Raw genomic sequence first — 15,317 nt, 5'->3', positions numbered from 1 at the left:
GTTTCGAGTATCGGATACAACTATCCAAGTACTCACGAGAGCAAACCTACGGAAACCTGGTTAATGGCCGGTAGCCAGTTAAGTGAACAACTGGTGAATTTCTTCGACCCACTCAGTTTCTGCAGGTGGTAGCCAGGTTACCGGTAGACCACATGACTTTCACACACAGCGAAACCGAGGTGGCGGTACAGCCTTACGGCAGGCTGGTTATCCGCCTCAACATAGAGGATGACCTGCGCAGATCCCTCCCCAGTAAGGTAATTCAGCCCCAATTGCATCAGCGGTCCCCCCAACCCCTCCCCCCGGTACCGTGAGGCAAGGCCAACCACATACACCTCACCAGTCCCATCCGGATGCCGCTTAGTCCAGTGGAACCCGGCGAGCTCCTTCCCGTCGTACAGCAGCTGCACACCCGCCGGGTCGAACCACTCCGCCTCCATCGCCCGCCGCAGGCGCTCTAGATCCCAGCCCCCCTGCTCCGGGTGCCACGAAAACGCATCGTTGTTCACCTCGAGCCATTGCCTATCGACGGCGTCGCGCCCCCACCGCTCGACCGCCCCGGCATAATCCAGCGCCTCGAACCCTTCCGGCAGTTCGGCGCCGCCCGCCGGAATCCCCTCGGCGGCGATGCCCATCACCAGGAGCTCACGGTCAACCGTTAACCCGAGTTTTCCGGCGAGCGCCTGCGCCCCGGCGAGGTTGCCGTGCGCCCACAGGCCAGCGTCCGGCCGCTGCTCGCGCACCGCCTTCGCCAGCGCCTCGCCGACGCCCTCGCGGCGGCGCTGCGGGTGCACGACGAGCTCCGCCGAGCCGTCCTCGGCGATGCCCGCGCAGGCGATCACCTCCCCGCTGTCCTCCACAATGAGGTGGGTGTGGCGCACGCGCCCGTCGTCAAGCCCCTGCACGAAGGCTTCGGAGAAAGCCGCGATGCCGTCCGCCGCCTCGGCGGCTCCGAGCAGGGGTCGTACGCGGTCGCCGGGCAGGTGGGCGCTTAGGATGTCTGCAGTCATAGCTTCCAAGGCTACGTGCGGGAAAGAGGTCGCGGTGCGGAGAACGGTCATGGTCGTGCTCGCGCTCGTCGCCGCCCTTGGGCTTGCGGACACCGCCGTCGCCTCTCAGGTGGAGCGCACGCTCGCCCCGGCCGGCGCCGAAGCGCAGGTCACAGCCACCCCGTTTGCGCTGTCGGGCGTGAGCGGGCGCATCCCGCGGGTGACCGTGCGGCGCACCGACGCCGACATCCCCGGGCCCGGTGTGGGAACAGCGAGCGTGGAGATGTTCAACCTCGAGCTGGACACGCCGAAAGACGCGCTGCGCGGGGAGATTGTGGGTGCCAACGCCCGCCTCGTGCGCCGCCGGATCCGGCTGGACGGGGTGGGTTTCGGCGAGCTGCTGGGCATCACGGATTTAGACATAGCCAACCCGTACGACATCTCCCCCGCCGGCGGCGTAGCCAGCGAGGCGCGCCTGACCGGCACCGTGCCCGGCGCGGATCAGCCCGCCACCGTGATCGTGACCCTGCGCCTGGCCGATGGGGTGTTTCACATGCGGCCGAGCCAGCTGCTCGAGATCTCCGACGGCGACGAGCAAGCTGTCCTCGACGGCTTCACCTTCGACCTGGACACCCGCACGCTGCCGCTCGGCGGGCCTGCCGGCCTTGTGCAGCTGACCGGTGGCTCGCTCGAGTTTTCCCACGACCGCGTGAACACCGTGGTGGAACCCGCAGATCTCGAGCCGCTGGCGCGAGCGTCTACGCTTGAGAACCATGGCTGAAAACGCAAACACCAACGAGCAGAAGCTGGACGGCAACGAGGCCGTGAACCTCGCGGCGGAGCAGTCGAAAGCAACTGCGCACCGCAACATTCCGGAGCTCGGCCTCGACGACATGCCGCTTGAGGCGGACACCGCCAACTTGCGCTTCGGGCCGTCGCTTCACGACGGTCTGCTGGCGCTGCTCCCCCTCGTCGGCGTGTGGTCCGGCTCCGGCCAGGCCAACGATCCCTCCGACCCGGAAGGCGGCGAGTACGCCTTTGGCCAGCAGCTGGTCATCTCCCACGACGGCGAGAACTACCTGCGCTTTGAATCACGCACCTGGCGTCTGGACAGCGAGGGCAACGCCACCGGCGCGGACCAGCGCGAGGTGGGTTTCTGGCGCATCTCGCTGAAAGACGAGATCGAGGTGACGCTGACAAACTCCCGCGGCCTGGTGGAGGTCCTCTACGGCGAGCCCGTCAACGAGCGCGCATGGCAGATCACCAGCGCGTCCACCATCGCCACGGAGACCGGCCCCGCCGCCCACGGCCCCGGCAAGCGGCTGTACGGCCTGATGCCCAACAACAACCTGGGCTGGGTGGACGAGCGCGTCGTCGACGGCGAAATGGTGCCCTACATGTCCGCCGAGCTGAAGCGCGTCGCGGGCTAAGCCAGCGCGCTTTCGATCAGCTGCCTGATCTCCGGCTCGTTGCCGGGGGCGGGCAGCTTTGTGCCGTCGACGCGCTTGACGCGCGCGGCGATGCGGGTGGAGCTGACCAGCCACACGGATTCGGCCTTGAACAGCTCGCTGAGGTAGATGTCTTTCGCCTTGCACTTCCACCCGGCCCGCTCTGCGCGCTCGAAAATCGCGGCCTGCGTGGTGCCGGCCATCACGCCCGCACCCGGCGCAGGCGTGCGCATGCGGCCGCCCTTCTTCACCATCAGCACGCTCGACGTCGCGCCCTCAAGCACGCGCCCGGTGTCCGAGTCGACGTAGATGATGTCGTCCGCGCCCTGCTCCCCCGCCCAGCGCAGCGCGGCCATGGTCAACGCGTAGTTGAGGGTCTTCGCGCCCTCGCGCATCCACGGCACGTCCGCGTCCACCGTGTACCCCCGCGGGGTAGTCACCACGCTCACGCCCCGCTCGCGCTGGCGCAGCACCTCTTTCGGCAGGGGGCGGACGGTGATCCACGCGGTGGGCACGCCGGTGGTTTCGCGCCCGCGCGTTAAGGTCCAAGTGCACTTGGCCTCAACCGCCACGCCCGCCTCACCCCCGCGCTCGCGGCAGTAGTCTGCAACCGCCTCCTCCGTCGCCCGGGTCCAGTGCTCGCGACCGGGCTCAGGCAGGCCCATCAGCGCGGCAGAGCGGGCGAAGCGCGCGAGGTGCTTGTCCAGGTTCACGGGCGCGCCGGCGCGCACCAGGATGGACTCGAAGACGCCGTCGCCGCGGGTAACGGCCGCATCGTCCCAAAACACGTGCGGCATGTTCGGGTTCTGCCTCCGCACGGAGCCGCCGAACGGCTCCACGAGGTAGATCACGGGTTCGGCCGGGAGCTGGGAAGAAGCCATAGTTCCCCTATGATAGGCCCCCATGGCTTACGCATCGGAGCTACTTGCACTCCCCGGCGCCCAAGAGCTGCCGGGGCCATCGCTTCTCGACGCCGAAGGGGTGCCCTGGCACTACGGCAACCCGCTCGGCGAACAGCGCATCACCGAGCCGACGCTGGTGGACCGCTCCAACCGCGCCGTCATCGCGGTTTCCGGCCCCGACGCGCCGGGGTTCCTAAACAACCTGTTGTCGCAGAAGCTCGACACCGTCGCCGACGGCTTCGCCGCCTCGGCCCTCGACCTCGACGCGCAGGGGCGCATTCTCCACCACGCAGACGTGGCGCTGGCGGACGGCGTGTACTACCTCGACGTCCCCTCCTACCAGGGCGAATCCTTCGCAGCGTTCCTGCGCAAGATGGTCTTCTGGACCGACGTGACTGTGGAAGAGACCGATCTTGCGGTGCTGAGCATCCTCGGGCCTGTGGGGCCGGTGGACCTCGGCCAGGTGTTCACCCGCCGCCTGGAGGACTGGGGCGGGGTGGGCCGCACCGACATCGCGGTACCTCGAGCGCGTGTGGGCGAGATCGCCCAGCAGTTCCCGCTGGCGGGCCTGATGGCGTTTACCGCCTTCCGCGTCGCCGCCGGGGAGCCGGAGACGCGCGCGGATCTGGATGAGAAGTCCATCCCCCACGAGGCGCCGAACCTGATCAACCGCGGCGAGGCGATCCGCGCCGTGCACCTAGAGAAGGGCTGCTACCGCGGCCAGGAAACGGTCGCGCGTGTGGAAAACCTGGGCCGCTCCCCCAGGCTGCTGGTCAAGCTGCAGCTCGACGGCTCCGCCCCGACGGAGCCGGAAAGCGGCGCGGAGATCACTGCGGGCGGGCGCAAGGTCGGCCGCCTGGGCACCGTGGTCCACGACGCGGACGAGGGCCCGGTGGCGCTGGCGTTGGTGAAGCGCTCCGCGTTGGGCGCGCCGCTGGACATCGGGGGCACGGCGGCGTCCGTCGACCCGTCGTCGTTGCCGGCGGATGAAGGCGAGCACGCGGGACGCAGAGCCGTCGATAAGCTGCGCCGCGGCCCGGAGCACGACGCGTAAGACCAGCTCAGACCCCTAAAGCGCATTTTTTCCGGGCGCAGGCTATAGTGTCCTACAGGAAAATATCGTAAATAAGTATGAGGCCGCCTCGATTCGAAGGCCGCCCAAGAACCACCTCAAGGGGGTCACGCCATGGGCCGCGGACGCGCAAAAGCCAAGCAGACCAAGGTTGCTCGCCAGCTGAAGTACAACACTCCTGAAATGGATCTGGATTCCCTGCAGCGGGAACTCGCAGGCCAAGCACCGCGACGCAGCTGGGACAACGATGAGACCGAGGTGGACGACCAGTACGCGGACTACGCCAAGTGGGACGACGAGGACGACAACCGCTAAGCCTCCACCTACGACGAAAAGGGCACCCCAGCCGGGGTGCCCTTTTGCCGTTGCTAGTACTGCGGGTGGGATCCGGTCAGCACGGCGCGTTTGTCATCTCCTTCGCCGGCGGCACGGACCTCGCCGAGATCCCAGGCGTCGATGTGGCGCGCGGCGAGGATAGCCAGGGCGCGGTCCCGGTCCTCCGGGCTGACCACTGCGACCATGCCCACGCCCATGTTGAACGTCTTTTCCATCTCCTCGTCCGGCACCTGGCCCACGGACTTGATGGTACGGAAGATCGGGCCCGGGGTCCAGGTGGTGCGGCGCATCTCCGCCACGAGGCCCTCGGGGATGATGCGCTCCATGTTGCCGGCGAGCCCGCCGCCGGTGACGTGGCAGAAGGTGCGCACGTCGCACTCGGCCGCCAGCGCGAGGCAATCCAGGGCGTAGATGCGGGTCGGCTCCAGCAGCTCCTCGCCCAGGTTGCGGCCGAGCTCTTCCATCTCCGCGTCCAGCGGCAGGCCCGCGCGCTCGAGCAGCACGTGGCGGGCCAGGGAGTAGCCGTTGGAGTGCAGGCCGGAGGATGCCATGGCGATGATGGCATCGCCCTCGCGAACCTTGTCCGGGCCGAGTAGCTCGGCGGCTTCGACGACGCCGACGGCGGTGGCGGAAACGTCGTACTCCTCGGGGTCCATCACGCCCGGGTGCTCAGCGGTCTCGCCGCCCAGCAGCGCGCAGCCGGCCTGGACGCAACCCTCGGCGATGCCCGACACGATCTCGGCGACCTTCTCCGGCACGACCTTGCCGATGGCGATGTAATCCTGCAGGAACAGCGGCTCGGCGCCGCAGACAACCAAGTCGTCCACGCACATGGCCACCAGGTCGATGCCGATGGTGTCGTGCTTGTCCATGGCCTGGGCCACGGCGAGCTTCGTGCCCACCCCATCGGAGCCCGCCGCCAACAGCGGCTCCTTGTACTTGCCCAGCGCGAACAGGCCGGCGAACCCGCCTAGGCCGCCGCGGACCTCCGGGCGGGTGGCTCGCTTGGCGTGCGGGGCGAAAAGCTCCACGGCCTTGTCGCCGGCCTCGATGGAGACGCCGGCGGCCTCGTAGGAAACGGGATCGTGTTCAGTACTCATTAGGCTTCTGCACCTTTCTGCATGCGTCGAACCAGGTCTGCGTTGGGGTTGCCGTCTGGCAGGCCGAGCGGGTAATTGCCGGTGAAGCAGGCCGCGCAGAGGTTGTCCTTGGGCTGGTTCGAGGCGGCGATCATGTCGTCGATAGGCACGAACGCGAGCGAATCTGCCCCGACCATCGTACGGATAGACTCCGCGATTTCCTCGTCGCTGTCCGTGTGCCCGTGGTTGGCAATGAGCTCGCCGGGGCTGGCAAAGTCGATGCCGTAGAAGCACGGCCACTTCACCGGCGGGGAGGCGATGCGCACGTGCACCTCGGCCGCGCCGGCCTCGCGCAGCATGCGGATGAGCTTGCGCTGGGTGTTGCCGCGCACGATGGAATCGTCCACCACCACGAGCTTTTTGCCCTCGATCACCTCGCGCACCGGGTTGAGCTTCAACCGCAGGCCCAGCTGGCGCAGCGAGTCGGAGGGTTGGATGAAGGTGCGGCCCACGTACGCGTTTTTCATCATGCCCTGCTTGAACGGAATGCCGGAGGCTTCGGCGTAGCCGATGGCCGCGGGCGTGCCCGACTCGGGCACGGGCATGACCAAGTCCGCCTCGACCGGGTTAACGCGCGAGAGCCGGCGGCCGATCTCAATGCGCGAGCTATTCACCGTCTGGCCGTCGATGACGGAGTCGGGGCGCGCGACGTAGACGTATTCGAAGACGCAGTGGGCCTTCGGCGTCTCCGCAAACCGCTCGGAGTGCACGCCGGTTTCGTCGATAGCCACCAACTCGCCCGGCTCGATGTCGCGCACGAACGACGCACCCACGATGTCCAGGGCGCACGTCTCGGAGGCCACGACCCACCCGCCGTCGAGGCGCCCCAGAGACAGCGGGCGCACGCCGTGCGAATCGCGCGCGGCGTAAAGCGTGCGCCCGTCCGTGACCATGAAGCAGAACGCGCCCTTGATGCGGGGCAGGAGTTCACGCGCGGCGTCGATGAGCGTCTTGTCCTCGGTGACCAGATCCGCCAGCAGCGCGGACACCACCGCGGTGTCGGAGGAGGAACCCTGGCCCTCCACGCCGGAGGCCGGGATCAGCTTCTTTGCAATCGCCTCCTTCTGCAGCTCCGTGTAGTTGACCAGGTTGCCGTTATGGGCAAGCGCGATGTCGGTGCCGTTCGGGGAGGTGCGGAACATCGGCTGCACGTTTTCCCATGAGTTGCCGCCCGCCGTGGAGTAGCGGGTGTGGCCGATAGCCACCTCGCCCTGGAGCGCCTCCAGCACCGATTCGTCGAAGACTTGGCTGACCAAGCCGGTGTCTTTGAACACCACCACTTTGTCCTGGTCCCCCACCGCAATGCCAGCACCCTCCTGGCCGCGGTGCTGCAGGGCGAACAGGCCGAAGTAGCTCAGCTTGGCTACGTCCTCACCCGGCGCCCACACGCCGAACACGCCGCACTCGTCGCGCGGGCTGTCGTTGTCGAAGCCGGCATCCTGATTTGGTTGAGAGCTCTGCGTAAGCACGCCCAACACTGTATCCGAGCGGGGTCAGTGCAGCGCAATCACCGGAAGCCCGGCGGCGATCTCGGCCGCGCGGGAACCGGAGGCGTCGATAGTCCCCCGCCCCACCTCAGCCTCGAAAGTGGTCAGGCCGGTGGCGAGCCGCAGCCACGTCTCAGGCGCCATCTCCACAACATTCGGCGGAGTGCCGCGGGTGTGGCGGGGCCCCTCGACGCACTGCACCGCCACAAACGGCGGTACGCGCAGCTCCACGGAGTGGCCTGGCAGCTCCTCGGCGAGGGTGCGGGCGGTGCGGCGGCACGCGTTTGCCAGCTCGCTTCTCGACGGCTCCGCGCCGCCCCCCTCAAGCCACCCCGCCACCTGCTGAATTGCTTGGCGCGTCAGCGCCGGGTCCTGCTTCTGCACCATGGTCAACCATATTAAGGTGGCGGCATGCCGAATACCCCCGTCGCCGCAGAGCGCTCCCCCTCCGTGACCCTGCGTTTCATGGCCTCGCCCACCGACGTGCTGCACCACGGCGCCCAGGGCGTCTCCGGCGGCCGCGTACTGGAATGGATTGACAAGGCCGCCTACGCCTGCGCCGCCCAGTGGTCCGCCACGTACTGCGTGACCGCGTACGTGGGCCACATCCACTTCACGCGCCCGATCCCCTCCGGCCACATCGTGGAGGTGCGCTCGCGCATTGCTATGACTGGCCGATCCTCCATGCACATTGTCAACGAGGTGCTCTCCGCGGATCCACGCGAGGGCGTATTCACCCGCGCCTGTGACTGCCTCGTGGTGTTCGTGGCAAAGGACCCGGAAACCGGCAAATCCATGGCCGTGCCGACGTTCGTGCCCACTGACGAGGAAGAAAAGCGGGTGGCCGAGGCCGCGAAGTCACGCATCGAGCTACGCAAGGCGATCGAAGCTGAGATGGAGGCGCAGACCTACACCGACGACTCCACCGCCCCGCGCATCGTGCACCGCTTCATGGCCAAGCCGACGGACGTGAACTGGGGCGGCAACGTCCACGGCGGCACGGCTATGGAGTGGATCGACGAGGCCGGCATGTCCTGCACCATGGAGTGGTCCGGGGAGCGCACCGTGGCGGTCTACGCCGGCGGCATCCGCTTTTACCACCCGGTGCATATCGGCGACCTGATCGAGGTGGACGCCCGCATCACCCGCACGGATTCGCGCTCCATCCACACCTCCGTGCATCTGCGCGCCGGCGACCCACGCGGCGGGCGCGAGAACCTCGTGGACGCGATCCACGCGACGTTTACCTACATCGGTATCGACATCGACGGCAACCCCCTTCCCGCCCGCACGTTTACGCCGGTGACGGAGGAAGACAAGCGCCTGTGGGAGCACACCCAAACGCTGAAAGACCTGCGCGGACAGTACGAGCCGGAGCCGCTGGTCAAGCCGCTTCCCGCGACGCAGCGGACGTTCTAGGGATTCCCGCGGGGGATTCCCGCCCACATACGCGTTGGGGAATGTGGCAAATATGTGCCACATTCCCCAATCGCTTTCCTTGTGCTGCGTTACACCGCCGCGTTTGGCGCGGTCGCCGCTGCGAAGTGCGACGGCATCGTCGCGGCCCACGCGCCAGCGAGCTCGAGCATCGCGATCTCCTGGCCTGCCACGCGAAGCACGCCGTCGTTGGTGGTCTCGCCCAGCACCGCCACCGGGATGCCGGCTGCGGTGGCCTGTTCCACGGCGGCCTCCGCCCGGTCAGAGGTCACGGCGACCAAGACGCGGGAAGCAGACTCGGAGAACAGTGCGGTGAAGGCGTCCTCGTGCACGCCGTCCAGGTGCAACTGCGCGCCCTTGTCCGAGCCGAGCAGCAACTCGAACACCGCCTGGGACAGGCCACCCTCCGACAGGTCGTGGGCGGCTGCAATGCCGGCGGCGTTGTCGGCGAAGAACGCCGCAAGGCGCGCCTCGTTGGCCAGGTCCACCTGCGGCGGCAGGCCGGACAGGCCCGCACCGGAGATGTCCTGCCACACAGAGCCACCGAACTCGTCTTTGGTCTCGCCCAGCACGATGAGGGTGTACTGCTCGTCCGCGGACGGCAACGCGTGCGGAATGGCCTGCTCCACATCCTCGATCACGCCCAGGACGCCGACAACCGGAGTGGGCAGAATCGGCGTCTCGCCAGTCTGGTTGTAGAAGGACACGTTGCCGCCGGAGACCGGGATGGCAAGCTCGGCGGAGCCGTCGGCAAGCCCGTGCACCGCTTCGCGGAACTGCCACATCACGTCCGGGTTCTCCGGGGAACCGAAGTTGAGGCAGTTGGTCACGGCAACCGGGGTGGCGCCGGTGACGGCGACGTTGCGGTACGCCTCCGCCAGCGCGAGGCGGGCACCCATGTTCGGGTCGAGGTAGGTGTAGCGGCCGGACGCGTCCGCGGACACGGCCACGCCGCGGTTGGTCTCCTCGTTGATGCGCAGCACGCCGGAGTTGGCGTACTTGGCCTGCACGGTGTTGCCGCGCACGTAGCGGTCGTACTGCTCAGTGATGAAATCCCGCGAGCAAAGCGCCGGCGATGCGACCATCTTCAACCATGCGTCCTTGATGTCGCCCTGCTTCTCGACGTCACCTTCGGCCTGCACCGCGTCCTGCCAATCCGGGCGGGCGTAGGGGCGCTCGTACACCGGGCCCTCGTCGATGGTTGACGGCGGCGCGTCGACCACGAGCTCACCGTTGTGGAACACCTGGAGGCGATCCGCGTCGGAGGTGACCTCGCCGATGACTGAAGCAAGCACGTCCCACTTCGCGCAGATCTCCATGAACTTGTCCACGTCCTCCGGTGCCACGACCGCGCACATGCGTTCCTGGGATTCGGAGGCGAGGATCTCTGCGGCCGACATGTTCTCGGCGCGCAGCGGCACGTTGTCGAGGTTGACGGTCATGCCGCCGTCGCCCGAGGCCGCCAGCTCAGAGGTGGCGCAGGACAGCCCGCCGCCGCCGAGGTCCTGGATGCCCTCGACCACGCCCGCGGCGTAGAGCTCGAGGCAGCACTCGATGAGCACCTTTTCCGCGAACGGGTCGCCGACCTGCACAGCCGGGAGCTTGCGCTCCGCGCCTTCCTCGAAGGTGGCGGAGCCCAGCACGGACACGCCGCCGATGCCGTCCAGGCCAGTGCGGGAGCCGAACAGGATGACCTTGTTGCCGGTGCCCGAGGCGAACGCGAGGTGGAGGTCCTCCACCTTCAGCGTGCCCACGCACAGGGCGTTGACCAGCGGGTTGCCGGCGTATGCCGGGTCGAACACGGTCTCCCCGCCGATGTTGGGCAGGCCGAGGCAGTTGCCGTAGCCCCCGATGCCGTGGACCACGCCCGGCAGGACGCGCTTGGTGTCGTCGGCGTCGATCGGGCCGAAGCGCAGCTGGTCCATCACGGCGATCGGGCGGGCGCCCATGGCCATGATGTCGCGGACGATGCCGCCCACGCCGGTGGCTGCGCCCTGGTAGGGCTCCACAAAGGACGGGTGGTTGTGGCTTTCCACGCGGAACGTCACCGCGTCGCCGCCGCCGATGTCCACCACGCCGGCGTTCTCACCGATGCCGGCGAGGATCTTGGAGGCCATCTCCTCGGTCATGGTTTGGCCGAAGTAGCGCAGGTGCGTCTTGGAGGACTTGTAGGAGCAGTGCTCGGACCACATGACGGAGTACAGCGTCAGCTCCGCGTCGGTAGGCCGGCGGCCGAGGATGGCCTTGATCTTGGCGTACTCGTCGTCCTTCAGGCCCAGCTCGGCGTACGGCTGCGCCAGCTCCGGGGTGTCGAAGGCGTGTTGGACAGTGTCGTTGTGCACGGTCATTTCGGGTTTACGCTCCGATCTTCGAAATCACGTCGATAACGGAAGTGAACAAGTCGAGGCCGTCCGTGGACGGGCCGGTGAGGGTCTCAATGGCGTGCTCGGGGTGCGGCATGAGGCCGACGACACGGCCGGTCTCGTTGGTCACGCCGGCGATGCCGTTGATGGAGCCGTTGAAGTTGTCCGTGTAGCGGAACACCACGCGCCCCTCTTTTTCCAGCGCCTCGATCGTCTCCGGAGCGGCCTGGAAACGCCCTTCGCCGTGCTTGGCCGGCACGTAAATGCGCTCGCCCAGCTGGCCCGTCCACGCAGTGGCGTTGTTTGCCACCTCGAGGTAGGTGTCCACGCAGTGGAAATTCAGCCCCTGGTTGCGCGTGAGTGCGCCCGGCAGCAGTCCTGCCTCGGTAAGAATCTGGAAACCGTTGCAGATGCCGAGCACCGGCATGCCCTTCTTCGCGGCCTCCACGACGGCGCCCATCATCGGCGCCTGCGCGGCAATTGCCCCGGAGCGCAGGTAGTCGCCGTAGGAAAACCCACCCGGAACAACAACAGCGTCGACGCCGGTGAGGTCGTCGTCCGCGTGCCACAGCTGGCGAGGCTGCGCACCAGCCAGGCGGACGGCGCGGAGCGCGTCAACGTCGTCTAGCGTGCCTGGGAACGTAATGACTCCGATGGTTGCGCTCATCGCACAACCTCGAAGTCCTCGATCACAGTGTTGGTCAACAGCGTCTCGGCCATGCGCTGCAGCTCGGCGTCAGAGACCGAGTCATCCACCTCAATTTCAAAGCGCTTGCCCTGGCGAACGTCGGTCACCCCCTCGACCCCGATTCGGCCAAGTGCACGGAGCACCGCCTGACCCTGCGGGTCAAGAATTTCAGCCTTGGGCATGACATTGACAACGACTCGTGCCATGAGAATCCTTCACGTTTCGGGAGGTTGATCGACCGTTGCGGTACGCGCGTCAGTATATCGGACGGTCCGACACGCCCCGAAACCCTCGGTGAACTGCCCAAAGTGAACGGGCGGTGAATTCTTTGCAAAGTGCGCCGCATCGCTGAGCGGAGTGCGTAAACCAGCGTTAATTTAACGTGGCTTCAGCTTTTCCACCGCTTCCCCAAGAGGTTTTTCATGAGTAACAAGGTTCTCAGCGCATCGTTCATCGTTGCGCTTGCAGCCGGCACCGTGTCCGTCGTCGCACCGACCGCATCGGCGGCACCGGACGGCTCCAGCGTCGTCATCAACGAGGTCTACGGCGGCGGAGGCAACTCGGGCGCGAAGTACACCCACGACTTCGTCGAGCTGTACAACCCGACCGACCAGGACATCGATCTGGCCGGTTGGACCATTACGCAGCGCTCCGCGAAAGACACCGGCAACGGATCCGCGCGCCTCTCCGGCGTCATCCCGGCGAAGGGGTACTTCCTTGTCCAAGGCGCGCAGGGAAATGGCGGCACCGAAAGCCTCCCGGCTCCGGACAGCCGCGGCGACGGGCTCACGTTCAGCGGTAGCCAGGCGATCGCCCGCCTTATCAACGACAACGGCAACGTTGTGGATCTTCTTGGGTGGGGCGCAGCTGTCGTATCCGAGGGCAGCCCAGCTAGGACGACCGAAAATTACCAGTCCGTCCAGCGCAAGGAAGTGGGCAAAGACACCGACAACAACGCGGACGACTTCCTAGTCGCGGAGCCGACACCGCAGAATTCGGGCAACGCGGGTGAGACACCCGTCGACCCTGCTCCGGAGAACCCGACGCCGCAGCCGGGTGAGGTCACCCCGATCGCCGACATCCAGGGCACCGGCGCAGCTTCTCCGCTGGTAGGCAAGACGGTCACCACCGAAGGCGTCGTCACCGCCGTCTACGAGGAGGGCGGGAAGAACGGCTTCTTCCTGCAGGCTGGCGGCTCCGGCTCCGAGAAGCATCCGGACGACGCGTCCGACGGCATCTTCGTGTACATGAACACGAACACCGACTACCCGCAGCGCGGAGAATCCGTCCGTGTGTCCGGCCAGGTGGGCGAGCACTTCACACAGACGCAGATCACGATGGCGTCGATGGATACGCTCGACAATGCTCTCGAGGCGCCGAAGGCGGTGGAGATCGAGACCCTTCCCGCTGGCGACGAGGCCCGCGAACCGTACGAGGGCATGCTGGTGCGCCCGAAGGGGCCGTACACGGTGACCAACAACTACACGCTCAACACATACGGTGAGCTTGGCCTGGCGCCGGGCGAGCGCGCGCACCGCACACCGACGGACGTCGTCGCCCCGGGTGCTCCCGCGGCCGAGCTCCAGGCGAAGCAGGATGCGGAAGTGGTGTACCTCGACGACGGCCGCACCAAGGACTATTTCCGCACCGACAAGAACACACCGCTGCCGTACATCGTCACCTCCGAGGGCGGCGTGAAGTCCATCCGCACCGGCGACCAGGTGGACTTCCAGACCGACGTGGTGGTGGACTACTCCTTCGACCAGTGGCGTTTCCAGCCGCTCGAGCCGATCACCGGCAAGAACGCGGCGGAGGAACTGCCCATTGCCTGGGAGGATTCCCGTGGTGCTGCGTACGACGTGCCGGACACCGTGGAGGGCGAATACTCTATCGGCTTCTTCAACGTGCTGAACTACTTCAGCTCGCTGGGCAAGGACGAGCAAGGGTGCAAGGCGTACAACGACATCAACGGCCAACCCGTTAGCGCGAACAACTGCAAGGTTCGCGGCGCCTTCTCCCAGGATGCCTTCCAAGACCAGCAGGCGAAGATCGCCACCGCCATCAACAAGCTGGACACCGCAGTGCTCGGCCTGTCTGAAATCGAGAACACTGCAACGGTAACGGGCGACGTGGCGAAGCGCGACGAAGCGCTGCAAAACCTCGTAGACGCGCTCAATGCCAAGGAGCCCAACAAGTGGGCGCTGGTGAAGTCCCCGCAGAAGCTGGGTACCGACGAAGACTTCATCCGCGTCGCGTTCATCTACCAGCCTGCGAAGGTGACGCCGGTCGGCGAGTCCATCATTTTCGATGACGAGGCGTTCACCCGCACTGCGCGCCAGCCGCTGGCTCAAGAGTTCGACACCGTCGGCAATGACAAGGACACAAACTTCGTGGCGGTAGTCAACCACTTCAAGTCCAAGGGCTCCGTCGTGCAGGGCGACGGAGATAAAGGCGACGGCCAGGGCAACAACGCAAACGTGCGCACCCGCCAGTCCGAGGCCCTGCTGAAGCACCTCACCGAACAGAACCAGTGGGCGGAGCTTCCGACCTTCCTCGTGGGCGACTTCAACGCCTACACCAAAGAAGACGCGATCACGAAGCTGGTCGAGGGCGGTTACGACATTGTCGAGTCCGAGAAGAACTACGACCAGGCGTCCTACCAGTTCGCCGGCCAGCTGGGCACCCTGGATCACGTCTTAGCCAACGCGGCAGCAAACGAGCTCATCCAGGATTCCGCAGTGTGGAACATCAACGGCGATGAGCCGGTCGCGTTCGAGTACTCCCGTCGTAATTACAACGCGCAGGACTTCTTCGGCGAGGGCGATGACAAGCTCTACGGCTACGGCAACCCGTTCCGTTCCTCCGACCACGACCCGGTGAAGGTGGGCTTTTCCACCGCAACAAAGGCTGAGGCCGACAAAACCGACGCGGAGAGGCACGACCCGCAGGCCGGCGACGCGATCACAGTGAAGCAGGGCGAGGCGCTGCCCGAGGCGAAAACTGCGGTGAAGGACGCGGACCAGCTCCCCGAGGACACCACGTTCGCCTGGTCCAGCGAGGCGACCGACGCGGAGGGGACCACCACCCGCACCGTGACGGTCACCTACCCGGACAACACCACCGATGAAGTCTCGGTCGACGTCACCATCCAAGCGAAAGCCGACGAGTCGAAGCCGCGCTACATCGTCAAAACCGAGATCAATGACAACGGCGAGCTCGTCGTCACCTACACCGACGGCCAGACCGAGAACCTGGGCCAGGTGCAGGGCGCTAAGCAACACCCGATGCGCGCCGTCCTGGGCATTCTGTTGGGCGTGCTCGCAGGGATCGCGGCGAGTCTTGGCGCGCTCCACTTCCTCATGCCTGGTGCGGTGAACGAACAGCTCAAGCAGTGGGGCCTGCGCTAGCGCGCCTCCTCGTAAGGAGTGCGCACCATTCAAATTGAAAACCGTTTTC

Annotated in this window: 14 protein-coding genes; 6 read left to right on the top strand and 8 right to left on the bottom strand. The window is 66.6% G+C overall.

The window, feature by feature from the left end:
• Window positions 1–137: 137 nt before the first annotated feature.
• Entirely contained in the window at window positions 138–1,010 is an 873-nt protein-coding gene (gene mshD, locus HF989_RS07570; protein ID WP_168685334.1) for a mycothiol synthase, read from the bottom strand.
• Between mshD and HF989_RS07565 the strand changes: the two genes are divergently transcribed.
• Together HF989_RS07565 and HF989_RS07560 are read left to right on the top strand one after the other, a co-directional pair.
• A complete protein-coding gene (locus HF989_RS07565) occupies window positions 997–1,770 on the top strand; it encodes an LmeA family phospholipid-binding protein (protein WP_168685331.1) in 774 nt (257 codons plus the stop codon). The genes mshD and HF989_RS07565 overlap by 14 nt on opposite strands.
• Window positions 1,763–2,419 (top strand): heme-binding beta-barrel domain-containing protein, encoded by a 657-nt coding sequence (locus tag HF989_RS07560; protein WP_168685329.1) that lies wholly within the window; start codon window positions 1,763–1,765, stop codon window positions 2,417–2,419. Before HF989_RS07565 ends, HF989_RS07560 begins: the two co-directional genes overlap by 8 nt.
• Here the strand turns inward: HF989_RS07560 and HF989_RS07555 are convergent.
• Window positions 2,416–3,318 carry an aminodeoxychorismate lyase gene (locus tag HF989_RS07555; protein ID WP_168685327.1) on the bottom strand — a complete coding sequence of 301 codons (903 nt, stop codon included), beginning with the start codon at window positions 3,316–3,318 and terminating at the stop codon, window positions 2,416–2,418. The genes HF989_RS07560 and HF989_RS07555 overlap by 4 nt on opposite strands.
• A gap of 22 nt (window positions 3,319–3,340) precedes the next feature.
• Here HF989_RS07555 and ygfZ point away from each other — a divergent pair, with 22 nt between their 5' ends.
• Both ygfZ and HF989_RS07545 read left to right on the top strand, forming a co-directional pair.
• Window positions 3,341–4,393, top strand: a complete 1,053-nt coding sequence (ygfZ, locus tag HF989_RS07550; protein WP_168685325.1) for a CAF17-like 4Fe-4S cluster assembly/insertion protein YgfZ — start codon at window positions 3,341–3,343, stop codon at window positions 4,391–4,393.
• Between the two features lie 132 nt (window positions 4,394–4,525).
• Window positions 4,526–4,726 carry a DUF3073 domain-containing protein gene (locus tag HF989_RS07545; RefSeq protein ID WP_038612941.1) on the top strand — a complete coding sequence of 67 codons (201 nt, stop codon included), beginning with the start codon at window positions 4,526–4,528 and terminating at the stop codon, window positions 4,724–4,726.
• Between the two features lie 53 nt (window positions 4,727–4,779).
• Here the strand turns inward: HF989_RS07545 and purM are convergent, their stop codons facing one another.
• Genes purM through HF989_RS07530 form a run of 3 tightly spaced genes read right to left on the bottom strand, consistent with a single transcriptional unit; the run spans window position 4,780 to window position 7,760 of the window.
• Window positions 4,780–5,847: a phosphoribosylformylglycinamidine cyclo-ligase gene (gene purM / locus HF989_RS07540; protein WP_168685323.1), complete on the bottom strand. Its 1,068-nt coding sequence runs from the start codon at window positions 5,845–5,847 to the stop codon at window positions 4,780–4,782.
• On the bottom strand, window positions 5,847–7,355 hold the full coding sequence (gene purF / locus HF989_RS07535; protein WP_343033571.1) for an amidophosphoribosyltransferase: 1,509 nt from the start codon (window positions 7,353–7,355) through the stop codon (window positions 5,847–5,849). Before purF ends, purM begins: the two co-directional genes overlap by 1 nt.
• A 24-nt stretch (window positions 7,356–7,379) precedes the next feature.
• A complete protein-coding gene (locus HF989_RS07530) occupies window positions 7,380–7,760 on the bottom strand; it encodes a sterol carrier family protein (protein WP_038612946.1) in 381 nt (126 codons plus the stop codon).
• Window positions 7,761–7,784: 24 nt separating this feature from the next.
• On the opposite strand from HF989_RS07530, the gene HF989_RS07525 reads away from it, so the two are divergent.
• Window positions 7,785–8,792, top strand: a complete 1,008-nt coding sequence (locus HF989_RS07525) for an acyl-CoA thioesterase (protein WP_168685320.1) — start codon at window positions 7,785–7,787, stop codon at window positions 8,790–8,792.
• Between the two features lie 89 nt (window positions 8,793–8,881).
• On the opposite strand, the gene purL is transcribed toward HF989_RS07525, so the two are convergent.
• The 3 genes from purL to purS are packed head-to-tail and all read right to left on the bottom strand — an operon-like array spanning window position 8,882 to window position 12,067.
• Window positions 8,882–11,158: a phosphoribosylformylglycinamidine synthase subunit PurL gene (gene purL / locus HF989_RS07520; RefSeq protein WP_168685318.1), complete on the bottom strand. Its 2,277-nt coding sequence runs from the start codon at window positions 11,156–11,158 to the stop codon at window positions 8,882–8,884.
• Between the two features lie 7 nt (window positions 11,159–11,165).
• Entirely contained in the window at window positions 11,166–11,840 is a 675-nt protein-coding gene (gene purQ / locus HF989_RS07515) for a phosphoribosylformylglycinamidine synthase subunit PurQ (protein ID WP_168685316.1), read from the bottom strand.
• Window positions 11,837–12,067 (bottom strand): phosphoribosylformylglycinamidine synthase subunit PurS, encoded by a 231-nt coding sequence (gene purS, locus HF989_RS07510; RefSeq protein WP_074432067.1) that lies wholly within the window; start codon window positions 12,065–12,067, stop codon window positions 11,837–11,839. The genes purQ and purS overlap by 4 nt, the downstream gene beginning before the upstream one ends.
• Before the next feature lie 216 nt (window positions 12,068–12,283).
• Between purS and HF989_RS07505 the strand changes: the two genes are divergently transcribed.
• Complete coding sequence (locus HF989_RS07505) at window positions 12,284–15,268, top strand: ExeM/NucH family extracellular endonuclease (RefSeq protein WP_168685314.1); 2,985 nt, start codon at window positions 12,284–12,286, stop codon at window positions 15,266–15,268.
• Window positions 15,269–15,317: the final 49 nt, after the last annotated feature.

Source organism: Corynebacterium mucifaciens (assembly GCF_012396315.1).
GTDB classification, from domain to species: Bacteria; Actinomycetota; Actinomycetes; order Mycobacteriales; family Mycobacteriaceae; genus Corynebacterium; species Corynebacterium mucifaciens.
Note: the sequence above shows the minus strand (reverse complement) of the source record. Positions and strands in the feature narration are given on the sequence as shown.

Coding starts and splice junctions, on each gene's coding strand:
- HF989_RS07565 (WP_168685331.1), top strand. CDS start 997: ATGTCTGCAGTCATAGCTTCCAAGGCTACGTGCGGGAAAGAGGTCGCG.
- mshD (WP_168685334.1), bottom strand. CDS start 1,010: ATGACTGCAGACATCCTAAGCGCCCACCTGCCCGGCGACCGCGTACGA.
- HF989_RS07560 (WP_168685329.1), top strand. CDS start 1,763: ATGGCTGAAAACGCAAACACCAACGAGCAGAAGCTGGACGGCAACGAG.
- HF989_RS07555 (WP_168685327.1), bottom strand. CDS start 3,318: ATGGCTTCTTCCCAGCTCCCGGCCGAACCCGTGATCTACCTCGTGGAG.
- ygfZ (WP_168685325.1), top strand. CDS start 3,341: ATGGCTTACGCATCGGAGCTACTTGCACTCCCCGGCGCCCAAGAGCTG.
- HF989_RS07545 (WP_038612941.1), top strand. CDS start 4,526: ATGGGCCGCGGACGCGCAAAAGCCAAGCAGACCAAGGTTGCTCGCCAG.
- purM (WP_168685323.1), bottom strand. CDS start 5,847: ATGAGTACTGAACACGATCCCGTTTCCTACGAGGCCGCCGGCGTCTCC.
- HF989_RS07530 (WP_038612946.1), bottom strand. CDS start 7,760: ATGGTGCAGAAGCAGGACCCGGCGCTGACGCGCCAAGCAATTCAGCAG.
- HF989_RS07525 (WP_168685320.1), top strand. CDS start 7,785: ATGCCGAATACCCCCGTCGCCGCAGAGCGCTCCCCCTCCGTGACCCTG.
- purL (WP_168685318.1), bottom strand. CDS start 11,158: ATGACCGTGCACAACGACACTGTCCAACACGCCTTCGACACCCCGGAG.
- purQ (WP_168685316.1), bottom strand. CDS start 11,840: ATGAGCGCAACCATCGGAGTCATTACGTTCCCAGGCACGCTAGACGAC.
- purS (WP_074432067.1), bottom strand. CDS start 12,067: ATGGCACGAGTCGTTGTCAATGTCATGCCCAAGGCTGAAATTCTTGAC.
- HF989_RS07505 (WP_168685314.1), top strand. CDS start 12,284: ATGAGTAACAAGGTTCTCAGCGCATCGTTCATCGTTGCGCTTGCAGCC.